Source organism: Tepidiforma sp. (assembly GCF_034432735.1).
Classification (GTDB): Bacteria; Chloroflexota; Dehalococcoidia; order Tepidiformales; family Tepidiformaceae; genus Tepidiforma.
Genome location: NZ_DAOUBJ010000121.1, coordinates 1 through 25,596, shown reverse-complemented (window position 1 = coordinate 25,596; position 25,596 = coordinate 1). Strand labels below are relative to the sequence as shown.

Sequence of the window (25,596 nt, the reverse complement as noted above, 5' to 3'; positions counted from 1 at the left end):
CGGGCCGGGCGAAGAAGACGGCGACGGCGGCGGCGTAGGTGAGGATGGCGGTGATGGTGAAGGGGACGGTGTAGCCGTCGGTGGCATCGTGGAGGATGCCGACGCCGATGGGGCCGAGGCCGCTGCCGACTTGGCCGGCGAGCGAGATGAGCCCGAAGACGGTACCGAAGGAGACCATGCCGAAGATTTCGCCGACGAGGAGTGACTGCATCATGTAGACGTTGCCGATGGTGAAGCCGAAGACGAGGGTGAGGGCCCAGGTGGCGGGCACGTTTTCGGTGTGGGCGATGATCATGATGGCGGTGGCCTGGACGATGAAGAGGACGATGGCGAGCCATCGGCGGTCGACGTTGTCGGCGAAGATGCCGACGGCGAGGCGGGCGACGATGGAGCCGAAGGCGGTGACGGAGATGGTGAGGGCGGCCTCGCTGCGGGAGCCGAGGCGGTCTTCGAGGAAGGTGACTTGGTGGACGACGTAGCCGGTCTGGGCGACGAGGACGAGGAGGAAGGCGAGGAGGATGGCCCAGAAGCTGGGGGTGCGGATGGCTTGGGCGCGGGTCCAGGGGCGGAGCTGGGCATCGAGGACGGCGCGCTGGGCTGGGGGCGGGGGGGTTTCGGCGCTGTCGCCATCGGGGAGGAGGCCCATCTGGCGCGGGTCGAAGACGATGACGCCGAGCACGACGGGCAGGGAGACGATGATGACGAGTGCGCCGAGGATGGGGGTGGCGAGTTCGAGGCCGCCGACATCGATGAGGCGGGAGGCGACGGGTGCGAGGATGACGCCGCCGAGCGAGACGCCGGTGAAGGAGATGCTCATGGCGAGCGCACGGCGGCGAACGAACCAGCGGGTGAGGATGGCGTTGACGGCGATGTTGCTCGACATGCCGAAGGCGACGGCGAAGACGAGGTAGACGAGGTAGAGTTGCCAGAGTTCGTTGACGAGGCCGATGAGGGCGGCGCTGAGGCCATTGATGATGCTGCCGATGAGCATGAAGCGGAGGGGGCCGTAGCGGTCGACATAGGGGCCGACTATGGCGGCGGTGAGGCCAGAGACGCAGAAGTAGATGGCTGGTGCCCAGGAGACCTGGGCGGTGGACCAGCCGTGGGCGTCCTTGAGGGGTTTGAGGAAGATGGGCAGGCCGTAGTAGCCGACGCCGACGCCGACGACCATGAGGGCGGCGCAACCGATGGCGATGTACCAGCCGTAGAACCAGCCGGACGGGAGGATGCGGGCGGCGGGCGGGTGCCGGGCCGGGGCCGGTGCTTCCATTCGATGTACTTTAACGAATTCGGCGGGAGGCCGCGCGCGGCCTAGCGGCCGTGGAAGATGGGTTCGCGTTTTTCGACGAAGGCTCGGGCGGCGTTGCGATGGTCTTCGGTCTGGCCGCTGGCGATCATGTTTTCGGCTTCGCGGGTGAGGGTATCGGCGAAGGTGTTGGTTTCGCCGTAGACGAAGTTGTCTTTCATACGTCCGTAGGCGAGGGTGGGGCCGCTGGCGAGCCGCTTTGCGAGGGCGATGGTTTCGGGCCAGAACTGTTCGTGGGGGACGACCTTGGTGACGATGCCGAGCTCGAGGGCGCGTTGGGCGTCGAGGATTTCGGAGAGGAAGTAGAGTTCGCGGGCGCGCATGGGGCCGACGAGGCGCTGGAGGAGCCAGGTGCCGCCGAAGTCGCCGCTGAATCCGACTTTGGCGAAGGCGGTGGTGAAACGGGCTTGGTCGCTGGCGATGCGGAGGTCGGCGGCGAGGGCGAGGCTGAGCCCGGCGCCGGCGGCGACGCCGTTGACGGCGGCGATGGTGGGCTTGGGCATTTCGTGGAGGAGGCGGGAGACTTCTTCTTGCTGGCGGAGGACGTCGACGCGAGAGACGAGGCCGCCGCCACCGTTGCCCGCGCTGGTGCGTTCGTTGGATGCGGCCATGGCTTTGACGTCGCCGCCGGCGCAGAAGCCGCGGCCCGCACCGGTGATGACGACGCAACGGACCTGGGGGTCGGCGGCGGCTTCGGCGGCGGCGCGGGTGAGGGTATCGAGCATTTCGGGCGTCATGGCGTTGAGCGATTCGGGGCGGTTGAGGGTGATGATGCGAACGGCATCTTCGGTGGCGGTGAGGACGACGTCGGACATGCGAGGGGCTCCTTGGGGATGGCAGTGCTGGGATTGTACGGGGTAGCGCTGGGGGTTGGGAGGGTGCGATGTGGACGGGCGCGGTGCGGGCGGCGCGACGGCGCTCGGGGAGGGTGCTGCTGGTGGTGGGATTGTCTGTTGGTGGGGATGCGGATAGGGTATGGATGACAGTCGAAGAGCCTGAGACCGCAGGTCCCGTATGCGACGCGCCCGCTGGGGCGTGGGGAGAATGCCGAAAGGCGCCTGCCGAGGCGGAGATATGCGTGATGCCGACGCGGTGAGTCGGTGTGCGCGTGGTGTCCCTGCCCGGCGGCAGGGTTTTTCGTTTTTGGGGTGCGGTCGAGGGCGGAGCACGCGGCGGGCTGGAGCCCGCCACCAGGACGAAAGGAGGGGCGTATGCCGACTCCACGGAAGGTCGCGATGCTCGCCGAGGTGAGGGACCGCATGGAGCGGGCTTCGGTTGCGGTGAGCGCGGACTATCGTGGGCTGACAGTCGCGCAGATCACGGAGCTTCGCCGGGCGCTTCGCCCAGTGGGCGCAGAAGTGAAGGTCGTGAAGAACACGCTTGCGGCGATGGCGGCGAAGGAGGCTGGCCGGGCCGAGATGGCGGAGATCGTGAAGGGGCCGACCGCGCTGGTGTTCGGCTTCGAGGATCCGATCGGGCCGGTGAAGGCGCTGACGGAGCACCTACGCAGCAAGCGCCTGAACGTGGAGCTGCATGGTGGCTGGCTGGAGGGGCGGGTGCTGACGCGGGCGGAGGTGGAAAGCCTGGCGACGATGCCGCCGAAGGAGCAGCTCATCGCGGATGTGGTGAGCAAGCTGCAGTCGCCGCTGTACCAGTTCTCGGGGCTGCTGCAATCGACGATTCGGAATTTCGCCGGGCTGATCGATGCCCGGGCCAATCAGCTGGAGTCGGCGTGAGGCCGCCGGCTGGACCATTGCTGCATAAACAAGGAGGTACGACGAATGGCTTCGAAGGTTGAAGAGGTTCTGGAAATCATCAAGGGGATGACGATCCTCGAGCTGCGCGATCTGAACAAGGCGATCGAGGAGGAGTTCGGCATCACGGCGGCTGCCCCGATGGTGGTGGCGGCGGGCGCGGTGCCGGCGGCCGGGGGCGCTCCGGCGGCGGCCGCGGCCGAGGAGGAGAAGACGGAATTCAACGTCATTCTCAAGAGCTTCGGGGACAACAAGATCAATGTCATCAAGGCGATCCGCGAGGTGATCAGCGGCCTTGGCCTGAAGGAGGCGAAGGACCTGGTGGAGGCTGCGCCGACGAAGGTGAAGGAGGGCATCGGCAAGGAGGAGGCGGAGCAGATCAAGGCGAAGCTGACGGAGGCGGGGGCGGTCGTCGAGATCGAGTAAGCCTGGCTCTTCGGGGCGATGTCGCGGGCCTGGCCGGATTCCCGGCCGGGCCCGTTTGCGTTGGGTGGGCGTGGTTCAGATGGGGTGGTCGAAGGCCTCGGCTTGGTAGTGGATGTCGCGAACGGCGTTGCTCAGGTGGAGTGCTTCTTGGGGGTCGAAGCCGAGCGCGACGAGTGCCTGGCGCATGATTTCGAGGCCGCCTTCGTATTCGGGGACGACGACTTCGTTGGCGCCGAGCTCGCGGAGGAGGGGGATTTCGCCGCCGGTGCGGGCGCGGACGAGGATGGGGACGGCGGGATTGAGGGAGCGTGCGGTGGCGGTGGCGACGAAGGCGGTGCTTTCGTCGGGGACGGTGATGCAGACGGCGCGGGCGTGTTGGATGAGGCAGCGTTCGAGGACTTCGCGGGTGCCGGCATCGCCCCAGATGGCGGGGATGCCGGCTGCGTTGAGTGCGCGGGCGCGGTCGAGGTTGACTTCGACGACGACGAAGGGGATTTCGAGCTGGCCGAGGGCGTGGCCGGTGAGCTCTCCGACGCGTCCGTACCCGATGATGACGACGTGGCCGGAGCGCGGCACTTGGGGCTCGGGGATTTCGCCTTGGCGGTCGACGAATCGCCAGATGGGGCCGAGCTGCCGGAGGATGCGTTCGAGGGTGCCGAGGGTGGAGAAGGCGACCGGGTTGAGGATGATGGAGATGGCGGCGACGAGGAGGACGATGGCGTAGGTCTGCTCGGACATGAGGCCTTCGCGCATGCCTTCGGATCCGACGATGAAGGTGAATTCGCCGAGTTGGGCGAGTCCGGCGCCGACGACGAGGGCGGTGCGCCCTGGGAAGGGGAATACGGCGGCGACGGCGAACGCGATGGCGGCGTTGACGAAGAGGACGGCGGCGAGGATGGCGAGGAAGAGCCCGGGGTTGGCGCGGGCGGCGTCGGGGTCGAGGAGCATGCCGACGGAGACGAAGAAGAGGACGGCGAAGGCGTCGCGGAGTGGGACGACATCGGCGGCGACCTGGTGGGAGGTTTCGGTTTCGGAGACGGCGACGCCGGCGATGAAGGCGCCGAGGGCGATGGAGAGGCCGAAGGCGGCGGCGCTGGTGGCGATGCCGAGGGCGGTGGCGACGAAGGCGAGGACGAAGAGTTCGCGGGAGCCTGTCCGGGCGACGAGGGAGAGGATGCGGGGAAGGAGGCGTGCGCCGATGAGGAGCATGAGGGCGACGAAGAGGGCGCCGCGCGCGAGGGCGAGGGCGAGGGATTGCCAGGGCGGGCCCTCGGCGTGGTCGCCGAGGGAGGGCATGATGGCGAGGACGACGACGGTGATGATGTCCTGGGCGATGAGCCAGCCGATGACGACGCGGGCGTGGATGGTGCCGAGCAGGCCGCGGTCTTCGAGGGAGCGGATGAGGATGATGGTGGAGGCGATGCTGATGGCGAGGCCGAGGACGAGGGAATCGCGCAGGGGGAGGCCGAAGGCGAGCCCGATGCCAGTCCCGACGCTGGAAGCGGCGATGACTTGGACGATGGCACCGGGGATGGCGATCGTTCGGACGGCGAGGAGATCGCGGAGGTTGAAGTGGAGGCCGACGCCGAACATGAGGAAGATGACGCCGATGTTGGCGAGCTGCTGGATGGCGGCTGGATCGGCGCGGTAGCCGGGCGTGACGGGCGAGATGAGGAAGCCGGCGAGCAGGTAGCCGATGACGGGGGAGAGGTGGACTGCCCGCGCGAGAAAGCCCCCGGCGGTGGCGAGGCCGAGGGCTATCGCAATGGCGGTGATGAGCGAGAAGTCCTGCACTGGGGAGGTGTAGCCTAGCAGCCCGCCCTGAGGGGCGGCCAGGGGCGGGGCTGGGCTAGCGGCTGGGTGCGACGATGATTTTGCAGTCCTTGGGGTCGGCGAGGGCGGTGAACGCGGTGGGGAGATCGTCGAGGCCGATGATGCGGGAGATCATGGGGGAGGTATCGATGGTGCCCTTGCCGAGGGCTTCGAGCGCCTCGGCGTATTCGGCTGGGGTGTACCCGAGGACGAACTTCAGGGTGAGCTGCTTGTTGATGGCGACGAGGGGCAGGATCCGGTCTTCCTGCATGCAGACGCCGACGACGATGACGCGACCCATGCGGTCGACGAGTTCCATGGCTTGCTGGAGGGTGCCTTCGACGCCGATGCATTCGAAAACAACGGGGGGTGCGGGGGTTCGGACTGCCTGCTGCCAGGCTTCGAGGACTGGTGTCGTGCGGGGGTCGATGACGAGGTCGGCGCCGAGCTGGCGGGCGAGTTCGCGCCGCTCGGGGGAGAGTTCGGTGACTGCGATGGGCGCGACGCCTTCGTGTCGGAGCCAGAGGAGGGTCATGAGCCCGATCGGGCCGGCGCCCATGACGAGCGCTGCTTGGCCGGGCTGCATGTTGGCTTCGCGGACGGCGTGGAGGCCGACGGCGCAGGGCTCGGTGGTGGCGGCGACTTCGTCGGGGAGGCCTTCGGGAACGGGGAGGAGGAGGGGCGCGCTCATGAGGACGTACTCGCCGTACGCGCCGGGGTAGGTTGCGCTGTAGCCGATGGCGGCGAGGCCGTTGGGCGCGGTGGGGTCGAGGAGGACGGGGATGGAGGTGACGCGGGTGCCGGGCTGCCAGGCTTCGGCGCCGGGCCCGGGGCGGACGATTTCGGCGACGAATTCATGGCCCATGACGATGCCGGAGGTTGCGACCGCTTCGTCCCACTGGGTGGATCCGCTTCGGCGGGCGGCGGCGATCATGTCGTCGAGGTATTTTGCGGCGTGGAGGTCGGAGCCGCAGATGCCGCAGGCGAGGACGCGGGCGAGGACTTGGCCGGGGCCTGGCTCGGGTGTGGCGAGGGTTTCGATGGCGAGGGTTTTGCCGCGGAGCACCATGGCGCGCATGAATGGTTTGCCTCGTGCGAAGGGTCGTGCGCGGGAATGTACCACAGGGGGCGACGGGATTGCCGGGCGGTGGGGACGTGCCCGACACTTTTCGGTGTGAGGAACGTTGGCGGTGGGCGCCGCATGGTGCTGGCGACGAACAATCCGGGGAAGGTGCGGGAGCTGCGGCGGCTGATCGAACCTGCCGGTTACGAGGTTACGACGCCCGGCGCGCTGGGTGTGGCGTTCGAGGTGGAGGAGGATGGCGGTAGTTATGCTGAGAATGCGGTGAAGAAGGCTCGGGCGTGCGCGGAGGCGACGGGGATGCTTGCCTTGGCCGACGACTCGGGTCTCGAGGTCGATGCGCTGGGAGGCGGTCCGGGGATGTATTCGGCGCGTTTCGGTGGGCCGGGGCTGGACGATGCGGGGCGCACGCGGAGGTTGCTGGAGGAGCTGGCAGGGGTGCCCGAGGAAGAGCGGACGGCTCGCTATCGGGCGGTGGTGGCGCTGGCTTGGCCGGAGCGGGAGGGGCGGGCTCCGGTGACGTTCGAGGGTGTGGAGGAGGGGCGGATCGGGCTGGGGCCGCGCGGTTCGGGCGGCTTCGGCTATGACCCGGTTTTCGTGTTGGAGGATGGGCGGACGCAGGCGGAGCTGAGCGACGAGGAGAAGGATGCGGTGAGCCACCGGGGGAAGGCGGTGCGAGCTGCGCTTGCCTGGTTGGCGAAGGAGGTCGGGTGAGGGGAGTGCTGGGGATGGCGCTGGCGCTGGGGCTGGCGTTGGCGGCCTGTGGCACGCCGGATGCGAATTTCCCGAGCGAGACGGTCTGCCCTTCGCCGGGGGCGGGAGGGTCGAGCCGGGCGAATCCGGGAGCGAGGCCGGAGCAAGCGTTCGTGGCGGTGGTGAGGACGGGCGCGCTCCAGATCGTGGAGGAGCGGGAACGGCTTCGCGAGGTGTACCCGACGGACACGTTTTTCCGTCGCGAGGGGTTTCGGCCGGATTTTGCGGCGTACGCCGACCGGACGATTTGCCTGGCGCGGGAGCTGCGGGCGATGGGGGCGCCGAACGAGCGGCTGGCGAGTTGGAAGGCGAACGTGGATGCCGCCCTGGATGCGCTGATCGGGCATACGGAGGCCGGGCGCGAGGCGGTGCGGACGCGGAATGTGTCGGAGTATCGCGCTTGGTATCGGGGGGTGGATGCCCGCCTGGAGGCGGTGACGGCGGCGGCGAACGCCTCGCCGTGAGCGGACTGGCACGTGGGGCTTGGCGGGCGTGCTACGCTCGTGGGGATGGAATCGTTGCCACGTCCTCCCTGGCTGAAGGTTCGCTTCCCGGCATCGGAGCGGTTCGGGGAGCTGCTGGCGTTGATGCGGGAGAGCGAGCTGCATACGGTTTGCGAGGAGGCGCGCTGTCCGAACATCGGGGAGTGCTGGGGCCGGGGGACGGCGACGTTCATGATTTTGGGGGATACGTGCACGCGCTCGTGCGGATTTTGCGCGGTGAAGACGGGACGGCCTGGTGTGCTGGATACGGACGAGCCGCGGCGTGTGGCGCTCGCGATTCGGCGGATGGGGCTGCGGCATGCGGTGATCACGAGTGTGAATCGGGACGAGCTGCCGGACGGTGGGGCGCGGATGTTCGCGGAGACGATCCGGTGGGGGAGGCGGCTTTCGCCGGGGACGACGTTCGAGGTGTTGATTCCGGACTTCAAGGGCGACGAGGCGGCGTTGGCGGTGGTGATGGCGGCGGAGCCGGAGATTTTGAACCACAATATGGAGACGGTGCCGCGGCTCTACCGCGAGGTGCGGCCGCAGGCGGTCTACGAGCGCTCGTTGCGGGTGTTGCGGCGGGCGAAGGAGCTGGATCCTGGGGTGGTGACGAAGAGCGGGGTGATGGTGGGCCTCGGTGAGCGGGTGGAGGAGCTGTACGAGGTGTTCCGCGATCTGGTGGCGAACGGGGTGGATGTCCTGACGGTGGGCCAGTATTTGCGGCCAACGCCTGCGCATCTGCCGGTGCGGCGATACTACGAGCCGGGGGAGTTCGAGGAGTTGAAGGCGGCTGCGCTGGGGATGGGGTTCCGCCATGTGGAGGCGGGGCCGCTGGTGCGGAGTTCGTACCACGCGGAGGAGCAGGCGGTGGCGGCGCGGCGCGACACCGCGGAGGGGGGTATGATCGCGCTCACCCCTCGGGAGCGCCGGGGGGAGTGAACGGCGCCGTTGCGCCCTGTCCGGGGGGATCGATGCCCGAGGAGTGGCCGCCCGAGCCTGGGACCGAGGTGCTTCGCCGGGAGGCGATGGGGGCGTTCGCCCACGAGATCCGGACGCCGTTGACGTCGATCCGGATGGTTATCGAGTTGGCGCGCCGGGGGGCGGATGCGGATGGCGGGCTGCTGTTGGACCGAGAGTTGGCGGAGATGCTCCTTGCCTCGGTGGATGACCTGCAGCTGCTGGCGGATGAGCTGCAGGAGATGTCGCGGTTGGAACGCGGGAAGGTGCAGCTTGCGCCCGGGCCGTGCGATCTCCGGGCGGCGGTGGCTGCGGCGGGCGAGATGCTGGGTGGGCAGCCGGCGATGGAGTTGGCGGCGCCGGTGCCGGCGCTGGAGGGGCCGTGGGATGCGGCGCGGCTGGTGCGGGCGCTGGCGGGCATCGCGCGGTCGGTGAACCGGATGGGGGATGGGAGCGGGACGGTGCGGCTCGTGCCGCGCTTGGATGGGGTGCGTGTTCGGCTCGAGTTTTGGAGCGGCGAGCCGAGGGGCGAGGTGCGGCCGGTGGCGGCGGATGCGGGATTTTCCTACTTTCGGGGCCGACAGCTTGTCGTAACGATGGGCGGGTCCGTACACTGCGAGCGTCGCGAACGCTTCGCCCGGGTGGCGGTGACGCTGCCGCTGGGCGATGCGGGTGGCGGCGGAGGTGGTGACCCGCGATGAGGATTCTGCTCGCTGAAGACGAGCGGACGATTTCGCGCCTTATTCGCCAGGTGCTGGTGAACAACGGCCACGAGGTGACGTGGTGTTCCTCGGGGGCGGAGGCTGTCGCGCTGCTCGAAAGGGAGCGGTTCGACCTGGTGTTGCTGGATCTCCACCTGGCGGATGGGGACGGGATGCGTGTGGTTGCGGCGATCGAGGCGGCTTCGAAGCCGGGGCCGCCGGTGGTGTTGATGACGGGCGAGGGGATGTTGGAGGCCGACGACCCGCGATCGCAGCGGGTGGCGACGGTGCTACCGAAGCCGTTCGATTTGAACGAGCTGGAACGGATGGTGGATTCGTTCGTGGCTTGATTGCGGGGCGGCGGGGGAGGCGTGGTAGGATGAGGTTCGTGAAGCTGGCGACGCAGCTGCAGGTGAGAAGAACCCCGCGTGAATCGCGCGGGGGTGCGATTTAGCGCACCTTTCCCAACGCCCCTGTTCCGCGCCCGAGTTTTCGATCGTTCGCTGTTGGAGAAAGGAATTCGTATGCCCACCGACCGGGTTCAGTTGTACGACACGACTCTCCGCGATGGTTCGCAGATGGAGGGGATTTCGCTTTCGGTGGAGGACAAGATCCGGATCACGAAGAAGCTCGACGAGCTGGGCTTCGAATGGATCGAGGGGGGCTTCCCCGGCTCGAACCCGAAGGATGCGGAGTATTTCCGGAGGCTCCGAGAGGTGCGGCTGCGCCACGCGAAGGTGAGTGCCTTCGGCGGCACGCGGAAGCCGAATACGACGTGCGAGGCGGATGCGAACATCCAGAGTATGGTGGCGGCGGACACGCCGGGCGTGACGCTGGTGGGGAAGGCGAGCCTTTACCAGGTGACGGACATTCTGGAGACGACGCCGGAAGAGAATTTGGCGATGATCGCGGACACGGTCCGCTACTTCAAGCAGCTCGGGAAGACGGTGTTCTTCGATGCTGAGCACTTTTTCGATGGTTTTTACGGCGACCCGGATTATTCGCTCCAGTGTCTCGTGACGGCGGCCCGGGCGGGCGCGGACGCGCTGGTGCTGTGCGACACGAACGGGGGGATGACGACGCGGGCGATGCTGCGCGCTATCGAGGCGGTGCAGGAGCGGGTGCGGGATGCGCGCTTGGGCATTCACCTCCACAACGATGCGGGGCTGGCGGTGGCAAATTCGCTCCACGCGGTGGAGGCGGGTGTCTGGCAGGTGCAGGGCTGCGTGAACGGTTACGGGGAGCGGTGTGGGAATGCGGATATTCTGACGGTGGCGGCGAATCTGAAGCTGAAGTACGGCATCGATGTGCTGGAGGACGAGCAGCTGGCGCGACTGACGGAGGTGGCGAACTACGTGGCCGAGCTGGCGAACATGGCGCTGAATCCGCAGACGCCGTATGTGGGGTCTTCGGCGTTTGCGCACAAGGCCGGCTACCACGTGGCGGGGATCATCAAGGACGAACGGGCGTACCAGCATGTGGATCCGGGGTTGGTGGGGAATCGTTCGCGGGTGTTGGTTTCGGAGCTTTCGGGGCAACGCAATTTGCTGATGAAGTTGAAGGAGGCGGGGCTGGACTTCCTCTCGCAGGAGGAGGTGAAGCGGCTTTTGGAGGTGGTGAAGGAGCGGGAGGCGCAGGGCTACCAGTACGAGGGCGCGGAGGCGAGCTTCGAGATGCTGGTGCGGCGAAGTTTGCCGGGCTATAGGCCGCCGTTCGAGCTCGAGGATTTCGTGATCGTGGAGCGACGGCGGGTGCGGAAGGGCGATGGGGCGAACGAGATGCTGGCCGAGGCGATGGTGAAGCTGAGCATCGATGGCGAGACGATCCACACGGCGCACGAGGGGAACGGGCCGGTGAATGCGCTGGACGGGGCGGTGCGCAAGGCGCTGAATCCGCGGTTCCCGCAGCTGGAGCAGGTGAAGTTGGTGGATTACAAGGTGCGCATCTTGGACAGCCAGTCGGCGACGGGTGCGCGGGTGCGGGTGCTGATCGAGAGCACGGACGGTTCGCGGCACTGGACGACGGTGGGCTCCTCGACGGACATTATCGAGGCGAGCTGGCTGGCGCTGGCGGATGCGCTGGAGTATGCGCTGACGACGGAGGGGTGAGCGGCGCGGCGATGGGTGGGGTAGGCTTGGGCGCGTGATTCTGCTGCTCTACGGTGGCGACGAGGCGGCTATCCGGCGCCGGTTGCGCGAGTTGAAGGAGCAGGCCGACGGCGGGACGGGCATGCTCGTGAACAATCTCGCGGAGATCGAGGGCCGGGACGCGCGACCGGACGAGGTGATTGCGCCGGCGATGGCGCCGCCGTTTCTGGCGCCGTTGCGTCTGGTGGTGGTGGAGAATGTGTTGGCGCGCTACGAGCCGCGGGGCGGGGTGCGGGGCTCGCGCGCGCCGGCGGGCTGGGCGGATTTCGCGGGGATGCTGGAGGGGGTGCCGCCGACGTCGCTGATCGTGTTCGTGGGGAGGCCGTTCTTGGCGGAGCAGCAACGGCGCCAGGTGACGGATGCGAATCCGCTGGTGCAGCTGTTGAAGAAGGTCCCGGGCGCGAAGGTGGAGCACTACCCGGAGCTGAGGGGGGAGGAGCGGGTGCGCTATATCCGTGAGGAGGCGGCCGTCCGTGGCATTCGGTTTCGAGCCGGGCCGCCGCCACGAGAGGCGCTGCTGCCGGGAGAGGAGCCACCGCCGGAGTCGGATCCGGTGGTGTTGCTGGCGAATCTGTTGGGCGGGAATACGTTGCTGATCGGCAACGAGCTGGACAAGCTGGCGCTTTGGTCGATGGGTCGGGAGGCGACGGTGCTCGATGTGATGCGGGTCTGTGCTGGGGAGCGGGAGCCTGATCATTTTCGGATGGTGGATGCGTTGATGGATGGGGATTTGGGGACGGCGCTGGAGATGCTGCGGTTGCGGCTGGTGCGGGGTGAGGCGCAGCAGGCGGTGTTGGGTGGGGTGTTGGAGCGATACCGTACGCTGGGTGCGCTGGCGGGGCTTTTGGAGGATGGTGCGCCAGAGGAGGAGATCGACCGGCTCTTGGGCAATGTGGCGCGTTTTCCGCGGCTGAAGAAGGCGGCCATGGAGCGGGCGCGCCGGCACGGCACGGCGGGTGTGCGGGAGGCGTTCGCGATCCTGGTGGAGGCGGACCGGGCGTTCAAGCGGAACGAGGTCGACGAGGATTTGGCGTTGGAGGTGGCGTTCGCGGGGCTGGCGCGGCTGGCGCCGGTTCGGGGTCCGATGGTGGCGGGGCGGCGGGGGCAGCGGGGCTCGGGCGGCTAGTCGCCGGCCTGCCAGACGGGGTTGTAGCAGGCGACGTGGTGGGTGGCTCCGGTGGGCTGGTGGAGCTGGGGGGGAGGTTCTTCTCGGCAGCGGTTGAGCGCCTTGGGGCAGCGTGGGAGGAAGGGGCAGTGCTGCGCTGGCTGGGTGAGTTCGGGCGGCTGGCCGGCGATTTGGCGGAGGTGGGTGTTGGCGCCATCGATGCGGGGAAGGGTGGCGAGGAGGGCGTGGCTGTAGGGGTGGAGCGGCTGTTTGAGGAGTTCGCGGACGGGGCCTTCTTCGACGATGTGGCCGGCGTACATGACGGCGACGCGATCGGCGACTTGGGCGACGACGCCGAAGTCGTGGGTGATGAGGAGGACGGCGGTGCCGCTTTCCTGGCGGAGGCGTTGGAGCTGGTAGAGGATCTGGGCTTGGACGGTGACGTCGAGGGCGCTGGTGGGCTCGTCGGCGATGAGGAGCTCGGGGTCGAGTGCGGTTGCGATGCCGATCATGACGCGTTGGCACATGCCGCCGGAGAGTTGGAAGGGGTAGGCGCGGGCGACGCGCTCGGGCTCGGCGAGGCCGACGCGGTAGAGGAGTTCGATGGCGCGCCGCCGGGCTTCTTTGCGGTCGATTTCGAGGTGGCTGGTGAGGGCTTCGGCGACTTGGCTGCCGATGTCGATGACGGGGTTGAGGCCGGCGACTGGGTCCTGGAAGATCATTGCGATGCGGCGGCCGCGGTAGCGGCGGAGGTCGTTCTGGTGGAGGGTGAGGAGGTCGGTGCCGCGGAATGCGATGGTGGTGGCGGAGAGGGTGGCTTCGGCGGGGAGGAGGCGCGGGATGGCCATGCCGACGGTGGTTTTGCCGGAGCCGGATTCGCCGACGATGGCGAGAAGCTCGCCGGGTTGCAGGCGAAAGCTGACTCCGGTGACGGCATGGACGGTGGCGTCGCGGGTGCGGTATTCGACGGAGAGGTCGCGCACCTCGAGGAGGGCCTGAGGCATGGTTTCCCGTGGGCGGCCGAGGGTACCCCGGCGGGTGATCGTTGGGGAGAGTTTAATCGCTTGGGCGGATGGAGGAGATGAAGCGTCCCTGGATTTCGACGTTTTCTGGGGTGGTGTAGATGGGTTCCATGGTGCTGTTGGCGGGCTGGAGGCGGATGCGTCCGTTTTCGCGGTAGATGCGCTTGAGGGTGACTTCGCCGCGGTCTTTGAGCCAGACGGCGACGCGTTCGCCGTCGTCGGCGTGGCGGGTTGGTTCGAGGAAGACGATGTCGCCGTCGTCGATGAGGTCTTCGATCATGGATTTGCCGCGGACGCGGAGGGCGAAGACGTTGGTCCGGCCGCGGAGCATGTCTTCGGTGACGGGGAGGTAGTCCTGGGCTTCGGCTGCCCAGCGGTCGGAGGTAGGGACGGGGATGGGTTGGCCTGCGGCAATGGTGCCGAGGAGGGGGACTTCGATGATGCGTGGCCGCCGGCCGCGCGAGCCGAGGAGTTCGATGCCGCGGGAGATTTCGCGGTCGCGGCGGATGTAGCCTTTTTCTTCGAGTTTGCGCAGGTTGTAATCGACGACGGAGGTGCTGGAGATGCGGCAGCCTTCTTGGATGTCGCGGATGGAGGGGGGGTAGTCGTGTTCTTCGATGAAGGCCCGGAGGAATTCGAGGATTTGTTGTTGACGAGGGGTGAGGTTGTTCATCGGTGCCTTCCGAACGGATGTTCGCTGGCACGGTAACAAATTGTGGGGTTTATCGTCAATTCTGTTCGGAACGGGGCGGTGGGGTTTGGGGCGGGGTCAGCGGCGGGCGGCGAGGGCGAAGGGGACGACGACGAGTGGGTCGCTGGTGGGGGCGGGGGAGCCGCCGGCCGGCTCGACGGTGACGGCGAAGGCGGTGAAGGTGCGGAGATCGCCGCCTGGGGAGAGGAGGAGCAGGCCTGTGCTATCGAGGAGGCCGGCGGGGCGGGGTGCGTTGTCCTGGATGAGCCAGGCTTGGTAGACGCTGCCTGGGGGTGCGGGTGGGAGGGCTTGGAGTGCTGCGAAGGCGATGCCGGCAGCGGGTGCCATGATGATGTCGGCGCGGACGCCGGTGCTGCCGCTTCCGCTGGCGCGGATGGTTTCGCCGCGGGCGGCGGTGGCGAGGAGGGTATCGCGGGCGGCGATGGCGGAGGTTGGCTGGCTTTCGGGGCCGTCGCGGGCGGCGAGCCAGCCGCCGAGTGCGCCGGCGGTGAGGAGGAGGAGTGCGGCGGCGATGCGGGCGGCCCAATGGAGCGGGGTCGGGGAGGGAAGGGGCTGGCGGGGCGCTTCTGCGCGCGCGCGGTGGAGGAGGGTTTCACGGGTGGCGGGGGAGGGCCCGGGGGCGTCGGCGGCGAGGGGAAGGAGCTCGGCGACGCGTCGAAGCTCGGCGAACTCTTCGCGGCAGGCGCTGCATTGCTCGAGGTGGCGTCGGACGGGCGCGGCTTCTGTCTCGGGGAGGACGCCGAGGGCGAGTTCGGGGAGGAATTCGATGGGGTGGCTGCCGGGGGTCATGGGCTGGTTCCTCCCGGGGCGAGGATGCCGGCCAGCTTGAGGAGGCCGAGGCGGAGCCGGCTCCGGACGGTGGGGGGCGGGACGCCGAGGAGTCGGCCGACTTCGTTGCTGGTGAGTCCATGGTAGTAGACGAGTTCGATGGCGGAACGCTGGTCGCCTGGGAGGCTGGCGAGGGCGGCTCGGACGCGTTCGGCGTCGATGGCGCGCTCGGCGGCGATGTCGGTTCGGTCGTCGGCGGGGAGGGCTGGGGCGTCGTCGAGGGTGACGGCTGGGAGGTGGCGGCGCCTACGGCGGAGCTGGTCGATGCAGAGGTTGCGGGTGATGGCGAGGAGCCATCCGAGGATGCCGGCGCGGTCGGGATCGTAGGTGGCGGCGTTCCGCCAGGCACGGAGGAAGGTTTCTTGGGTGATTTCTTCGGCGTCGGTTTCGGAGCCGAGCATGCGGAGGGCGAAGGCGTAGCACGGGCGGCTGTAGCGGTCGTAGAGGGCAGCGAGGGCGCGTTCGTCGCCGCGGGCGATGGCGCGGATGGCATCCTCGTCGGTGAGGGCCTTCATGTTGGGATGGTACGTCGGGCGGGCGGGAGGTGATCACGCGGGGTTCAGGCGATGGCGCGGGGGCGGAGGTTTGGCTGTTGGGCGAGGAGGGCTTGGCCTCGGCGTGCGAGGTTGCTGACGGTGCTTTTGTCGCGTCCACCGAGGAGGTTGCCGATGCCGGCGAGGCTGAGACCTTGCTCTTGGAGGAGGGCGGCGGCGACGGCGCGTGCCTCGGTGGCGCGGGCATCGCGGCTGCGTCCGGTGAGGGCGGCGAGTTCGACGCCGAAGCTTTGGGCGAGACGTTCGAGGAGGTTGGGGGTGGGTTCGGCGCCGGCGGCTTCGGCGATGGCGATGCGTGCGACGGCTTCGTCGAGGCGGGCGATGTCAAGGCGGCCGAGGCGCTGGAGGGCGATCGCCTGGTTGACGGCGCCGAGGAGGAGGCGGACGGATGGCGCGGGGCTGGCGGCGAGGCGTTCGACTGCCCATGCGGGGAGGGAGATGCGGTGGTTGCGGGCGGTGCGTTCGATGAAGGCGCGGCGGGCTTGGGCGTCGAACGGTTCGATGCGGGTGACGATGCCTTGGGCGAGGCGCGATGCGAGTCGGTCGAGGAGGTCGAGGTCGAAGGGGTGCTGTTCGGAGGCGACGGCGACGTGGCCGCCGCGGTGCATGACGGCATCGAGGGCGCCGGCGAAGGCTTCCTGGGTGGCGCGGCGTCCGGCGAGCTGCTGGAGGTCGTCGAGGAGGAGGAGGTCGACTTGGCGGATGGCGTCGTGGAAGTTGCCGCTGCCGCGCCCGCGGACGTCCTCGACGAAGCGGGTGGTGAAGGAGGCGGCGTCGAGGCAGGCTACTGCGCGGCCGGCGCGGCTGGCTTCGGTGGCGGCGGCGTGGAGGAGGTGGGTTTTGCCGAGCCCGGGTGGGCCGTAGATGACGACGGGGCTTGGGGAGCCGGGGATGGCGGCGGCGAGGTCGCGCATGGTGGCGAGGGCGAGGAGGTTGCCTTCGGATGGCTGGTAGGCGTCGAAGGTGAGGGCTGGGTTGGTGGTTCCGAGGATGGGGCCACACTGGGGGGGAGGTGTGGCGGGGATGCCGGGGCCGACGATGACGACCTCGACGTCGCCGAAGACTTGGGCGACGGCGCGCTGGATGGCGGGCCGGAGGCGGGTATCGAGCCAATCGCGGGCGATGTCGTTGGGGGTGGCGATGGTGAGGGTGCGGCCATCGAAGGTGCGGGGCTCGGCGCCTTTGAGCCAGGCGGCGAAGGTGTTGGGGTTGAGCTGCACTTCGAGGCAGCCGAGGATGGCGCGCCAGGAGCGGCTGAGGTGCTGGGGTTGGCTGCTCGTGGCGGCGGGTTCCAACGGCACACACGCTCCTTCCTCCCGCGCGGGGGCGGGGTTTGATTTTTGTTCGCGAGGGTTGGTGTCTGGGTGGTCCGGGGCCGATCTCCCGGGACTCCCCGGTGGGGGCAGGGGCGAAGGGTACGCTGGGGGGGTGTGCTGTTCAACGCTCTTATGTGAACTGGAGGGGCTTGCGGCGAAGGATTCACGTGGGGCGGCGTTTATGTGCGGCGGCCCGATTGCCGCCCAGAATGTGGGCCAATGGGCAAGGCCTCGGGGGAATGGGGCGGGAATTTTTCACGTTTTGGGGGTGAACCAATGTGGGGTGAAGGGGGTGGGTGGTTGGCGCCTGGCGGGGGTTCGTTTTCGGTGGGTGGTGGGAGTTCAGGGTGGTGCTCAGGCGGCTTCGCCGATTTCCCGGCGCTGGAGCCTTCGGACGGCGAGGGCGAGGAAGAGGACGGCGACGGCGGTGGCGAGGAGGAGGGCGGGGAGGGGCTCGAGGCGGGGCTGGTAGATGCTCGCGGGGAGGTCGAAGAAGGCGCCGGAGATGCCAGCGGTGTATTGGCGGATGGAGAGGAAGCGGATGCCGCCGAAGAGGCCGGAGAGTGCGCCTTCCCAGAGGAAGACGTAGAGCAAGCCGGCGACGAGGGCGCGGCTGGTGGCGATGCTGAGCCAGGTGAAGACGATGGTGTAGACGAGGCTGCCGGCGGCGATGGCGATGGTGAAGCCGACGACGATGCCGGGGGTACCGTTCTGGATGGCGATGGCGCCGGCGAGGGCTGTGGCTGGGACGAGCAAGCCTGCCGCGGCGAGCCAGGCGACGGCGATGCGCGTGAGGACGATGGTACGGCGGGGGAGGGGCGTGGCGAGGAGGTAGACGGCGGTTCCGTCTTCGATGTCCTGGCCGAAGGCGCCGGTGGCGAAGATGAGGGAGATGAGCGGGAGGATGGTGGTGGTGACGATGCCGCCGAGGAGGCCTCGGCTGGTGAACTGTTCGGGATCGGCGGTGTCGGGTGCGGAGAGGCGGAAGAGGAGGGCGATGCCGACGGGGACGAGCGCGAGGAGGAGGACGACGATGGTGCGGCGCTGGCCGAGGAGCATGCGGGCGGTGAGGCGGGCGACGGGGAGGTTCATCGGCGGACCAGGTAGCTGAAGACGCTTTCGAGGGATTCGTCGGTGGGACGCACTTCGTGGATGGTGACGCCGGCTTGGCGTGCTGCGGCTGGCAGGGCGCGGGCGGCGGCGAGGAGCTCGTCGGCGCGGACTTCGAGCACGCCATCTTCGAGGGCGACGCCTCGGATGGACGGCTCAGCGAGGAGGTGGGCGGCGAGGGCGCGGTCGTCGCTGGAGCGAACGGTGAAGGTGTGGGGGCGGTCGGTCATGAGGGCGCGGATTTGGCGGAAGTCGCCGGAGGCGGCGAGCCGGCCGGCGACGATGACGAGGACGGTATCGGCGAGGCGTTCGACTTCTTCGAGGATGTGGGAAGAGTAGAGGATGGTACGGCCTTCTCGGGCCATGGTGCGGAAGAGGTCGGTGAGCTGGAGGCGCTGGCGGGGATCGGCGCCGTTGAAGGGTTCGTCGAGGATGAGGATTTGGGGGTCGTGGACGAGGGCGGCGGCGATTTTGATGCGTTGTTTCATGCCTTTGGAGTAATCGCCGGTGGGCCGGGAGGCGGCGGGGGCCATGTCGACGAGGTCGATGGCGCGGGCGGCGGCACGGGCGGGGTCGGGGAGGCGGTGGAGGTGGGCGGCGAGTTCGACGAATTGGCGGCCGGTGAGGAAGCTGTAGACGGCTTCTCGCTCGGGGACGAGGCCGATGTGGCGGTAGATGTTTGGGTTGCGCCAGGCGGGTTGGCCGAGGACGTGTACTTCGCCGGCGGAGGGCCGCAGGAGGCCGGCCATGATGTGGAGGATGGTGGATTTGCCGGCGCCGTTGGGGCCGAGGAGTCCGGTGACTCCGGGGCCGACGTCGAAGGTGACGTCGTTGACGGCGACGACATTGCCGTACCAGCGGGAGACGTTGCGGAATTGGATGGCTGGGGTGGCCGCGCTGGTCATGCGGGGACTCGCTGGAATCGGCGGAGGATGAGCGCGACGGCGACGGCAGCGTGGACGGCTGCGAGGGCGAGGTAGCTGGCGATGGGGAGGTCGGCGGCGCCCTGGATGGAATCGGCGCCTGGTTGGCGGGCGAAGATGGCGAGCGCGGCGCCGTAGAGGAGGCTGAAGGGGCTGAACCAGGCGGCGAAGCGGCCGACTTGGCCGCCGATGTCGACGAGGATGCCGGCGAGGGGGAAGGTGACGAGGAACCAGGAGGCGACGGCGACGGTGGCGTAGCTTCGGCGTGGGGTGTGGGCGGCGATGGCGAGGGAGCCGAGCCCAGCGACGGCGGCGATGAGGAGGCCAGCGGCGAGCGACTGGGGCAGCTCGCGCCAGTGATCGGCGATGTACCCGAGGACGTCTTCGCTGGCGAGGCCGTTGCCGATGACGAGGACGAGGAGGGGACCGAGGGTGAGGAGGGAAAGGGCAGAGATGAAGGCGGCGGATTTTGCGAGGGCGTAGTCGGTGCGATAGAGGGAGCGGGAGAAGTAGAGGGCGAGGGTGCGGTAGCGGAGGTCGCGGCCGAATGTTTCGGGGGCGACGCCGGCGCAGAAGAGGGCGACGGAAACTTGGCTGAAACCGAGGTAGTTCCACGGGGCGATGATTTCGACGCGGTTGCCGATGAGTGCGGCGACGCCGAGCTGGATGAGGGCGGGGATGAAGGCGAAGGTGGTGACGAGGAAGGGGACGATTTTGGCGGTGGGGCGGCGGCCGATGCCGAAGGCGGCGCGGAGGGTGAAGGTGTAGAGGGCGAGGATGGCGGCGGGGCGACCGCGGCGCGGGCCTTCGTAGCCGCGGTAGCCGAGGTCGTAGATGGTGCCAGCGCGGGGGTCAGCGGCTGCCAACGGCGGGCTCCTGTGGGGTGCGGAAGAGGTCTTCGAGGGCTTGGCGGCGGTGTTCGAGGCGGAAGAGGCCGAGGCCGAGGCTGGCGCAGGCGTCGCGGATGGCATCGAGGAGGGCTTGGTTTCCTGCGGGGATGAGGAGGAGGCGGCCATCGTGCTCGACGCGGAATCCGGCGGAGCGGAGGGCGGCGGCGAGGGCTTCGGCTTCTCCTTCGATTTCGACGACGAGGGTGCCGGTGGCGGCGGTGAAGTCGGCGATCGGGCCTTGGCGGAGCAGGCGGCCGCCATCGATGACGATGACTTGGTCGCAAACGCGCTCGATTTCGCCGAGGAGGTGGGAGGCCATGACGATGGAGATGCCGAATTCGTGGCCGGTGCGGCGGATGAGGTCGAGCATGTCGTCGCGGCCGGCGGGGTCGAGGCCGTTGGTGGGCTCGTCGAGGAAGAGGAGGCGGGGATCGTGGACGAGGGCCTGGGCGAGTTTGACGCGCTGTTTCATGCCGGTGGAGTAGCCGCGGATTTCGCGGTAGCGCTCTTCGAAGAGGCCGACGTGGCGGAGGGTTTCGGCGGTTCGTTCGCGGGCGGCGTCGCGCGGGAGGCCGTTGATGCGCGCCATGTGGGCGACGAATTCGGTGGCGGAGACGTCGCCGGGGAGGCAATCGTGCTCGGGCATGTAGCCGACGTATTGGCGGAGTTGGATGCTGTGGGTGGCGATGTTGTAGCCGAGGACGTGGGCGGTGCCGCTGGTGGCGGGGAGGAGGCCGAGGAGGATGCGGATGAGGGTGCTCTTGCCGGCGCCGTTGGCGCCGACGAGTCCGGTGATGCCGGGCGGAACGGCGAGGTCGAGGGCATCGAGGGCGGTGATGGCTCCGAAGCGGCGGGTGAGCGCGGACGTCTCGATGACGTGCATGGTTGGAGTGTAGGGGAGGTTGGCGGTTGGGGCGCTGGGGCCGCCGTTTTCGGTGCGAGGTGGTTATTCTGCGGCGAGTTGGCCGAGGGCGGCGAGGGTGCGGGGGAGGGCGTCGGGGTCGCCGGGCGGGAGGATGGGCATGGCGAGGATTTCGCCGGCGCCGTAGGCGGGGGCTTCCCGGAGGCGGGATTTGACGACCTCGGCGCTGCCATGGACAACGAGGGCATCGATCATGCGGTCGGAGAGCTGGCCTTCGAGGGCTTCGGGGAAGCCAGCATCGGCGAACATCTGCTGGTAGAAGGGGACGCGGGGGTAGATGCCGATCTGGCGGCGGGCGCCTTCGCGGACGGCTTCGGCGTTTTCGGAGACGACGACGGGGATGTGGGCGATGAGGGGTGGAGGGGTGCGGCCGGCTTTTTCGGCGCCGGCGCGGATGGCAGGCACGGCGACGTCGCGCAGGTAGGGGAGGGGGCAAACCCAGGAGATCGCACCATCGGCGAGTTCGCCGCAGAGGCGGAAGCCGTTGGCGCGGAGGGCGGAGGCCATGACGATGACGCCGGTCGGGCCGCCGATGGTGCCGCGGGCGGTGAGGCGCCGGCCTTGGAAGTCGACGGTGCCGGTGCCGAGGATGGCCTTGAGGATGGTGAGGTATTCGCGGAGGTGTTCGAGCGGGCGTTCGAAGGGGATGCCCCAGGTGCCTTCGATGACGGGCTTGTGGCTGGGGCCGACGCCGAGCCGGAGCCGTCCGGGTGCGAGGGCATCGATGGCGGCGGCGCCCTGGGCCATGGCGAGTGGGTGGCGCGGGAAGGTGGGGACGATGCTGGTGCCGAAGTGGATGCGGCTGGTGCGGATTGCGGCTGCGCCGAAGACGGCGAAGGGGTCGGGGGCGAGTCCGCCGACGGTTAGCCAGGCGCATTGGATTCCGGCTCGCTCGGCGGCGACGATGCCTTCGACGAGTTCGGGCGCGGTGCGAGCGACGATGTGGACGCCGACGGTGATGTTGCGCACGGGTGGGGCCTCCGCGGTTGGGGGGTGGTGGTGCGAACTCTACCGGGCGGCGTGCGGGTGAGGAAGGCGGCTCAGTTGGCGGCTGCCTGGTGGCGGCGCGCTTGGAAGACGGCGGGTTCGCGGATGAGGATGGCGGCTGCGAGGGCGGCGAGCAGAAGGATGATGCCGATGACGATGTAGACGGCGCCGATGCCGCCGGCGCCGGAGGTGAAGCCGCCGCCGAGGGGCCCAAGGAGGAGGGCCATGGACTGCATGCTGGCGGCGAGGCCAAAGGCGCTTCCCTGTTTGCCATCGGGGGTGCCGGCGGCGATGAGGGCGTTGGTTCCGGGGACCATGGCGCCCTGGAAGAGGCCAACGGCGCCGAAGAGGAGCATGAACGCGAGGAGGCTGTGGGCGAGGGCGAGGAGGGGGTAGAGGATGCCGGTGACGAGCGCGGCGGCGACGACGGTGTTGCGGTAGCCGAACCTTTCGCCGAGGGGTGCGACGGAGAGGGCGGCGATGGTGCTGGTGAGGCCGATGACGGCGAAGACGATGCCGGTGGCGGCTTCTTTGCGCATGTCCCAGGAGAGGCTGCCGAGCTGGAGGTGGACGCGCCCTTCGCCGGGGGTGCGCTCGGCGAAGCCATCGATGCTGAGCGGCATGACGGGCCGGACGAAGGTGGTGGAGAGCCAGAGGACGAAGAGGAAGAGGAGGACGAGGACGACTTGGCGTTCGCGGATGACGACGCGGAGGTTTTCGAGGAGGTTGCCTTCGCTGCGGGGTTGGGAGGAGGCGGCGGGGCCGGCGTGGGCCTGGACGGGAATTTCGCGGACGAAGAGGTAGACGAGGATAGCTGCGATGCCGTAAAGGGCAGCGCAGAAGATGAAGGATTCGCGGATCCCGAGGTTGGCGGCGACGAGGCCGCCAATGACGGGGCCGAGCATATTGGCGGTGAATTGGCCGGTTTGGAGGGTGCCGAGTGCACGGCCGACCTGTTCTTTTGGGGTGGTGGCGGCGACGAGGGCGGCGGCGGCCCCCATGGTGCCGGCGAAAGCGCCCATGAGGAAACGGAGGAGGATGAGCTGCCAGACGGCCTGGGCGATGCCCATGGCGCCGATGAGGACTCCGGCGCCGATGAGTGCACGGAGGAACATCGGTTTGCGGCCGAAGCGGTCGGCGAGGGAGCCCCAGAGGGGTGCGGTGAGGGTGAGGGAGAGCCCGGTTGCGCTGGCGGTGATGCCGGTGTAGAAGGCGACGCGCGATTCTTGGGTGACGCCAAGCTCCTGGATGAAGAAGGGGATGAAGGGGAAGACGAAGTTGGCGCCCATGAGGCCGACGAAGACGCCGATCCAGATGAAGACGAGGTTGCGGCGCCAGCTTGGCGCCGGGGGTACGCCTAGCGCGGGGGCAGGGCTCACGGGCGCACCGCAGGGGCGGTTGCGGGGTGGGGACGGGCCACGGCAGACGTCACCGTTCGCGGGTTGTGTGTGGATGATGCCATTGCGTGACGCGACGGTCACGCAATATACGATGAAAAACTCACGACTTATTTTTCGTGTATGATGGCGGGAGTAGACCTGGGAGGTGTTTCGGCATGACGGCGAAGGTTCCAATTACGGTGGCGCGGGGCGACGGGATCGGCCCGGAGATCATGGATGCGACGTTGCGCATTTTGGAGGCGGCTGGTGCTGGGCTGGAGATCGAGGAGATCGAGATCGGCGAGCAGGCGTATCTGAAGGGGTACAGTGCCGGGATCGCGCCGGAGGCTTGGGAGTCGTTGCGGCGGACGCGGGTGTTCTTGAAGGCGCCTATCACGACGCCCCAGGGTGGCGGCTTCAAGAGCTTGAACGTGACGGTCCGAAAGACGCTCGGTCTCTATGCGAACGTGCGGCCGTGCACGGCGTACGCGCCGTTCGTCGAGACGCGGCATCCGGGGATGGATGTGGTGATCGTGCGGGAGAACGAGGAGGACCTCTACGCGGGCATCGAGCACCGCCAGACGGACCAGGTGTATCAATGCTTGAAGCTCATCACTCGGCCGGGGACGGAGAAGATCGTTCGGTACGCGTTCGAATATGCGCGGATGAACGGGCGGAAGAAGGTCACCTGTTTTACGAAGGACAACATCATGAAGATGACGGATGGCCTCTTCCACAAGGTGTTCGAGGAGGTGGCGGCGGAGTACCCGGGGATCGAGGCGGAGCATTGGATTGTGGATATCGGGGCGGCGAAGCTGGCGGATACGCCGGAGGCGTTCGATGTGGTGGTGCTGCCGAATCTGTACGGCGACATTCTGAGCGATGTGGCGGCGCAGATTGCAGGGTCGGTTGGGCTCGCGGGTTCGGCGAACATCGGGGAGCACGGGGCGATGTTCGAGGCGATTCACGGTTCGGCGCCGCGGCGGGCCGGTCAGAATCTGGCGAATCCGTCGGGGCTGCTGCTGGGCGGGGTGATGATGCTCGTCCACATTGGGCAATCGGAGGTGGCGGAGCGGGTGCACAATGCGTGGCTGCGGACGATCGAGGACGGGATCCACACGTACGACATCTACGACCCTTCGGTGAGCAAGGAGAAGGTGGGGACGCGGGAGTTCGCGGACGCGGTGATCGCCCGGCTGGGGCAGGAGCCCCAGCACCTGAAGCCGGCCCGGTATGCGGCGGGGGGCGGGTTCACGCCGCCGGCACTGAAGCCGCAACCACGGGCGAAGAAGGAGACGATCGGGGTTGATGTATTCGTTTTCGACCCTGAGGCGACGCCGGAGGCGCTGGCTGCTCGGCTGCGGGCGCACGAGGCCGATGGTCTGCACCTGACGATGATCACGAATCGGGGCGTGAAGGTGTGGCCGGAGGGGCTGCCGGAGACGTTCTGTACGGACCATTGGCGCTGCCGCTTCAAGGCGGACGGCCCGGTGAGCCACGCGGCGATCGTGGGGTTGCTGGGTCGGCTGGCCGGGGCAGGTATCGACTTCATCAAGACGGAACACCTGTGCACCTTCGATGGCGAGGAGGCTTTCTCGAAGGGGCAAGGTGAGTGATGGGCCGTGGTGTACCGGGTGTTGGTAGCGACGCGGCGAGGGTGGCAGGAGGTGTGGTGCGGGTGCGCGGCTGGGCGCGCCTGTTTCGCTGATGCGGGGGCGGCTGCCGAGGCGGCGGAGTTTCACCGGCGCTGGTGCCGGCTGTTCGGCTCGGGGCTGCGCTACCGGGTTGCGCCGGTGGAGTTGTTGGACTGAGTGGTGTTGCGGCGCCGGCTCCGTAGAATGGGCCAGTGCCGCCGCTCCCGGCCGACCTGGATGATCTGCTCGCGCGATATGCGCGCGGTCCGTCGTTGGTGCGGGCGGCGGTGAACGGTGTCGGCCCGGCGGTGATGGCGCGCGCGGGCCGCGGTGGCTGGTCGGTGCGGGATGTATTGGTGCACCTGGCCGACGCCGAACTGGTGCGGGCGGCGCGGCTGCGCTTCGTTTTGGCGGCGGAGGTGGCGCCAACGCTGCCGTCGTTCGACGAGGGGGTGTGGAAACGGCGGCTGCAGTATTTGTGGCGGAGCCCGGAGGCAGCGCTGGCGCTCTACGATGCGCTCGTGTTCGGGAATGTGGAGCTCTTGCGGCGGTTCGATGGGGCGGCGTTCGGGCGGGTTGGGATCGTCGATGGGGTGGAGGTGACGGTGGGGGAGCTGGTTCGGCGGGGAGCTGTCCACGCGGAGGAGCATGCGGCCCAGGTTGGGGCGCTGCGGGCGGAGCTGGGGGACGTCGGCGCTGGTTAGGGGGCGAGGGTATCGAGCAGGCGGGCGATGGCCCGGTAGCCGAAGCCGGCGACGATGCCGCGGCAGGCGGCGGCGATAGGGTCGG

At 68.6% G+C, this 25,596-nt stretch carries 27 protein-coding genes; 12 read left to right on the top strand and 15 right to left on the bottom strand.

Annotated elements, in window-relative coordinates; all coding sequences use genetic code 11:
* Both VAE53_RS11175 and VAE53_RS11170 read right to left on the bottom strand, forming a co-directional pair.
* Positions 1–1,270 (bottom strand): MFS transporter (locus VAE53_RS11175; protein ID WP_322819443.1); only part of this gene is annotated, 1,270 nt, incomplete at its 3' end.
* Between the two features lie 41 nt (positions 1,271–1,311).
* Positions 1,312–2,121, bottom strand: a complete 810-nt coding sequence (locus tag VAE53_RS11170) for an enoyl-CoA hydratase (RefSeq protein ID WP_322819442.1) — start codon at positions 2,119–2,121, stop codon at positions 1,312–1,314.
* Between the two features lie 396 nt (positions 2,122–2,517).
* Here VAE53_RS11170 and rplJ point away from each other — a divergent pair, with 396 nt between their 5' ends.
* The gene (gene rplJ / locus VAE53_RS11165) at positions 2,518–3,042 is read left to right on the top strand and encodes a 50S ribosomal protein L10 (RefSeq protein ID WP_322819441.1); all 525 of its coding nucleotides are present in this window, start codon (positions 2,518–2,520) and stop codon (positions 3,040–3,042) included.
* A 45-nt stretch (positions 3,043–3,087) separates the two neighbouring features.
* Positions 3,088–3,486 (top strand): 50S ribosomal protein L7/L12, encoded by a 399-nt coding sequence (gene rplL / locus VAE53_RS11160; protein ID WP_322819440.1) that lies wholly within the window; start codon positions 3,088–3,090, stop codon positions 3,484–3,486.
* Positions 3,487–3,561: 75 nt separating this feature from the next.
* On the opposite strand, the gene VAE53_RS11155 is transcribed toward rplL, so the two are convergent.
* Both VAE53_RS11155 and VAE53_RS11150 read right to left on the bottom strand, forming a co-directional pair.
* Positions 3,562–5,280 carry a cation:proton antiporter gene (locus tag VAE53_RS11155; protein WP_322819439.1) on the bottom strand — a complete coding sequence of 573 codons (1,719 nt, stop codon included), beginning with the start codon at positions 5,278–5,280 and terminating at the stop codon, positions 3,562–3,564.
* Positions 5,281–5,335: 55 nt separating this feature from the next.
* The gene (locus tag VAE53_RS11150) at positions 5,336–6,376 is read right to left on the bottom strand and encodes a zinc-binding dehydrogenase (protein WP_322819438.1); all 1,041 of its coding nucleotides are present in this window, start codon (positions 6,374–6,376) and stop codon (positions 5,336–5,338) included.
* Between the two features lie 123 nt (positions 6,377–6,499).
* On the opposite strand from VAE53_RS11150, the gene rdgB reads away from it, so the two are divergent.
* The 7 genes from rdgB to holA all read left to right on the top strand — a co-directional run bounded on the left by rdgB (position 6,500) and on the right by holA (position 12,551).
* Positions 6,500–7,093 (top strand): RdgB/HAM1 family non-canonical purine NTP pyrophosphatase, encoded by a 594-nt coding sequence (gene rdgB / locus VAE53_RS11145; protein WP_369294050.1) that lies wholly within the window; start codon positions 6,500–6,502, stop codon positions 7,091–7,093.
* Positions 7,090–7,596 carry a hypothetical protein gene (locus tag VAE53_RS11140; RefSeq protein WP_322819436.1) on the top strand — a complete coding sequence of 169 codons (507 nt, stop codon included), beginning with the start codon at positions 7,090–7,092 and terminating at the stop codon, positions 7,594–7,596. The genes rdgB and VAE53_RS11140 overlap by 4 nt, the downstream gene beginning before the upstream one ends.
* 45 nt (positions 7,597–7,641) lie before the next feature.
* Positions 7,642–8,559: a lipoyl synthase gene (lipA, locus tag VAE53_RS11135; protein ID WP_322819435.1), complete on the top strand. Its 918-nt coding sequence runs from the start codon at positions 7,642–7,644 to the stop codon at positions 8,557–8,559.
* A 32-nt stretch (positions 8,560–8,591) separates the two neighbouring features.
* On the top strand, positions 8,592–9,278 hold the full coding sequence (locus VAE53_RS11130; RefSeq protein WP_322819434.1) for a histidine kinase dimerization/phospho-acceptor domain-containing protein: 687 nt from the start codon (positions 8,592–8,594) through the stop codon (positions 9,276–9,278).
* The gene (locus VAE53_RS11125; protein ID WP_322819433.1) at positions 9,275–9,628 is read left to right on the top strand and encodes a response regulator; all 354 of its coding nucleotides are present in this window, start codon (positions 9,275–9,277) and stop codon (positions 9,626–9,628) included. Before VAE53_RS11130 ends, VAE53_RS11125 begins: the two co-directional genes overlap by 4 nt.
* 174 nt (positions 9,629–9,802) lie before the next feature.
* Positions 9,803–11,386, top strand: a complete 1,584-nt coding sequence (gene cimA / locus VAE53_RS11120; protein WP_322819432.1) for a citramalate synthase — start codon at positions 9,803–9,805, stop codon at positions 11,384–11,386.
* 34 nt (positions 11,387–11,420) lie between these two features.
* Positions 11,421–12,551 (top strand): DNA polymerase III subunit delta, encoded by a 1,131-nt coding sequence (holA, locus tag VAE53_RS11115; RefSeq protein ID WP_322819431.1) that lies wholly within the window; start codon positions 11,421–11,423, stop codon positions 12,549–12,551.
* On the opposite strand, the gene VAE53_RS11110 is transcribed toward holA, so the two are convergent.
* The 11 genes from VAE53_RS11110 to VAE53_RS11060 form a co-directional block, all read right to left on the bottom strand.
* On the bottom strand, positions 12,548–13,534 hold the full coding sequence (locus VAE53_RS11110) for an ABC transporter ATP-binding protein (protein WP_322819430.1): 987 nt from the start codon (positions 13,532–13,534) through the stop codon (positions 12,548–12,550). The genes holA and VAE53_RS11110 overlap by 4 nt on opposite strands.
* Before the next feature lie 52 nt (positions 13,535–13,586).
* The gene (lexA, locus tag VAE53_RS11105; RefSeq protein ID WP_322819429.1) at positions 13,587–14,225 is read right to left on the bottom strand and encodes a transcriptional repressor LexA; all 639 of its coding nucleotides are present in this window, start codon (positions 14,223–14,225) and stop codon (positions 13,587–13,589) included.
* A 96-nt stretch (positions 14,226–14,321) separates the two neighbouring features.
* The gene (locus tag VAE53_RS11100) at positions 14,322–15,053 is read right to left on the bottom strand and encodes an anti-sigma factor (protein ID WP_322819428.1); all 732 of its coding nucleotides are present in this window, start codon (positions 15,051–15,053) and stop codon (positions 14,322–14,324) included.
* On the bottom strand, positions 15,050–15,607 hold the full coding sequence (locus tag VAE53_RS11095; RefSeq protein ID WP_322819427.1) for a sigma-70 family RNA polymerase sigma factor: 558 nt from the start codon (positions 15,605–15,607) through the stop codon (positions 15,050–15,052). The genes VAE53_RS11100 and VAE53_RS11095 overlap by 4 nt, the downstream gene beginning before the upstream one ends.
* A 44-nt stretch (positions 15,608–15,651) precedes the next feature.
* The gene (locus tag VAE53_RS11090; protein WP_322819426.1) at positions 15,652–16,947 is read right to left on the bottom strand and encodes a DnaA/Hda family protein; all 1,296 of its coding nucleotides are present in this window, start codon (positions 16,945–16,947) and stop codon (positions 15,652–15,654) included.
* A gap of 369 nt (positions 16,948–17,316) precedes the next feature.
* A complete protein-coding gene (locus tag VAE53_RS11085; RefSeq protein ID WP_322819425.1) occupies positions 17,317–18,054 on the bottom strand; it encodes an ABC transporter permease in 738 nt (245 codons plus the stop codon).
* On the bottom strand, positions 18,051–18,977 hold the full coding sequence (locus VAE53_RS11080) for an ABC transporter ATP-binding protein (protein WP_322819424.1): 927 nt from the start codon (positions 18,975–18,977) through the stop codon (positions 18,051–18,053). Before VAE53_RS11080 ends, VAE53_RS11085 begins: the two co-directional genes overlap by 4 nt.
* Positions 18,974–19,861 (bottom strand): hypothetical protein, encoded by an 888-nt coding sequence (locus VAE53_RS11075; RefSeq protein ID WP_322819423.1) that lies wholly within the window; start codon positions 19,859–19,861, stop codon positions 18,974–18,976. Before VAE53_RS11075 ends, VAE53_RS11080 begins: the two co-directional genes overlap by 4 nt.
* A complete protein-coding gene (locus VAE53_RS11070) occupies positions 19,848–20,768 on the bottom strand; it encodes an ABC transporter ATP-binding protein (protein ID WP_322819422.1) in 921 nt (306 codons plus the stop codon). Before VAE53_RS11070 ends, VAE53_RS11075 begins: the two co-directional genes overlap by 14 nt.
* A gap of 63 nt (positions 20,769–20,831) precedes the next feature.
* On the bottom strand, positions 20,832–21,776 hold the full coding sequence (locus tag VAE53_RS11065) for an LLM class flavin-dependent oxidoreductase (protein WP_322819421.1): 945 nt from the start codon (positions 21,774–21,776) through the stop codon (positions 20,832–20,834).
* 71 nt (positions 21,777–21,847) lie between these two features.
* Positions 21,848–23,173 carry an MFS transporter gene (locus tag VAE53_RS11060; RefSeq protein WP_322819420.1) on the bottom strand — a complete coding sequence of 442 codons (1,326 nt, stop codon included), beginning with the start codon at positions 23,171–23,173 and terminating at the stop codon, positions 21,848–21,850.
* A 176-nt stretch (positions 23,174–23,349) separates the two neighbouring features.
* On the opposite strand from VAE53_RS11060, the gene VAE53_RS11055 reads away from it, so the two are divergent.
* Genes VAE53_RS11055 through VAE53_RS11045 form a run of 3 tightly spaced genes read left to right on the top strand, consistent with a single transcriptional unit; the run spans position 23,350 to position 25,511 of the window.
* Positions 23,350–24,789, top strand: a complete 1,440-nt coding sequence (locus VAE53_RS11055; protein WP_322819419.1) for an NADP-dependent isocitrate dehydrogenase — start codon at positions 23,350–23,352, stop codon at positions 24,787–24,789.
* A gap of 6 nt (positions 24,790–24,795) precedes the next feature.
* On the top strand, positions 24,796–24,984 hold the full coding sequence (locus tag VAE53_RS11050; RefSeq protein ID WP_322819418.1) for a hypothetical protein: 189 nt from the start codon (positions 24,796–24,798) through the stop codon (positions 24,982–24,984).
* Positions 24,985–25,019: 35 nt separating this feature from the next.
* On the top strand, positions 25,020–25,511 hold the full coding sequence (locus VAE53_RS11045) for a DinB family protein (RefSeq protein WP_322819417.1): 492 nt from the start codon (positions 25,020–25,022) through the stop codon (positions 25,509–25,511).
* Positions 25,512–25,596 lie beyond the last annotated feature (85 nt).

Coding starts and splice junctions, on each gene's coding strand:
- VAE53_RS11070 (WP_322819422.1), bottom strand. CDS start 20,768: ATGCACGTCATCGAGACGTCCGCGCTCACCCGCCGCTTCGGAGCCATC.
- VAE53_RS11170 (WP_322819442.1), bottom strand. CDS start 2,121: ATGTCCGACGTCGTCCTCACCGCCACCGAAGATGCCGTTCGCATCATC.
- lexA (WP_322819429.1), bottom strand. CDS start 14,225: ATGAACAACCTCACCCCTCGTCAACAACAAATCCTCGAATTCCTCCGG.
- VAE53_RS11055 (WP_322819419.1), top strand. CDS start 23,350: ATGACGGCGAAGGTTCCAATTACGGTGGCGCGGGGCGACGGGATCGGC.
- rplL (WP_322819440.1), top strand. CDS start 3,088: ATGGCTTCGAAGGTTGAAGAGGTTCTGGAAATCATCAAGGGGATGACG.
- VAE53_RS11125 (WP_322819433.1), top strand. CDS start 9,275: ATGAGGATTCTGCTCGCTGAAGACGAGCGGACGATTTCGCGCCTTATT.
- VAE53_RS11095 (WP_322819427.1), bottom strand. CDS start 15,607: ATGAAGGCCCTCACCGACGAGGATGCCATCCGCGCCATCGCCCGCGGC.
- VAE53_RS11110 (WP_322819430.1), bottom strand. CDS start 13,534: ATGCCTCAGGCCCTCCTCGAGGTGCGCGACCTCTCCGTCGAATACCGC.
- rdgB (WP_369294050.1), top strand. CDS start 6,500: ATGGTGCTGGCGACGAACAATCCGGGGAAGGTGCGGGAGCTGCGGCGG.
- VAE53_RS11080 (WP_322819424.1), bottom strand. CDS start 18,977: ATGACCAGCGCGGCCACCCCAGCCATCCAATTCCGCAACGTCTCCCGC.
- VAE53_RS11085 (WP_322819425.1), bottom strand. CDS start 18,054: ATGAACCTCCCCGTCGCCCGCCTCACCGCCCGCATGCTCCTCGGCCAG.
- rplJ (WP_322819441.1), top strand. CDS start 2,518: ATGCCGACTCCACGGAAGGTCGCGATGCTCGCCGAGGTGAGGGACCGC.
- VAE53_RS11150 (WP_322819438.1), bottom strand. CDS start 6,376: ATGCGCGCCATGGTGCTCCGCGGCAAAACCCTCGCCATCGAAACCCTC.
- VAE53_RS11130 (WP_322819434.1), top strand. CDS start 8,592: ATGCCCGAGGAGTGGCCGCCCGAGCCTGGGACCGAGGTGCTTCGCCGG.
- VAE53_RS11100 (WP_322819428.1), bottom strand. CDS start 15,053: ATGACCCCCGGCAGCCACCCCATCGAATTCCTCCCCGAACTCGCCCTC.
- lipA (WP_322819435.1), top strand. CDS start 7,642: ATGGAATCGTTGCCACGTCCTCCCTGGCTGAAGGTTCGCTTCCCGGCA.
- cimA (WP_322819432.1), top strand. CDS start 9,803: ATGCCCACCGACCGGGTTCAGTTGTACGACACGACTCTCCGCGATGGT.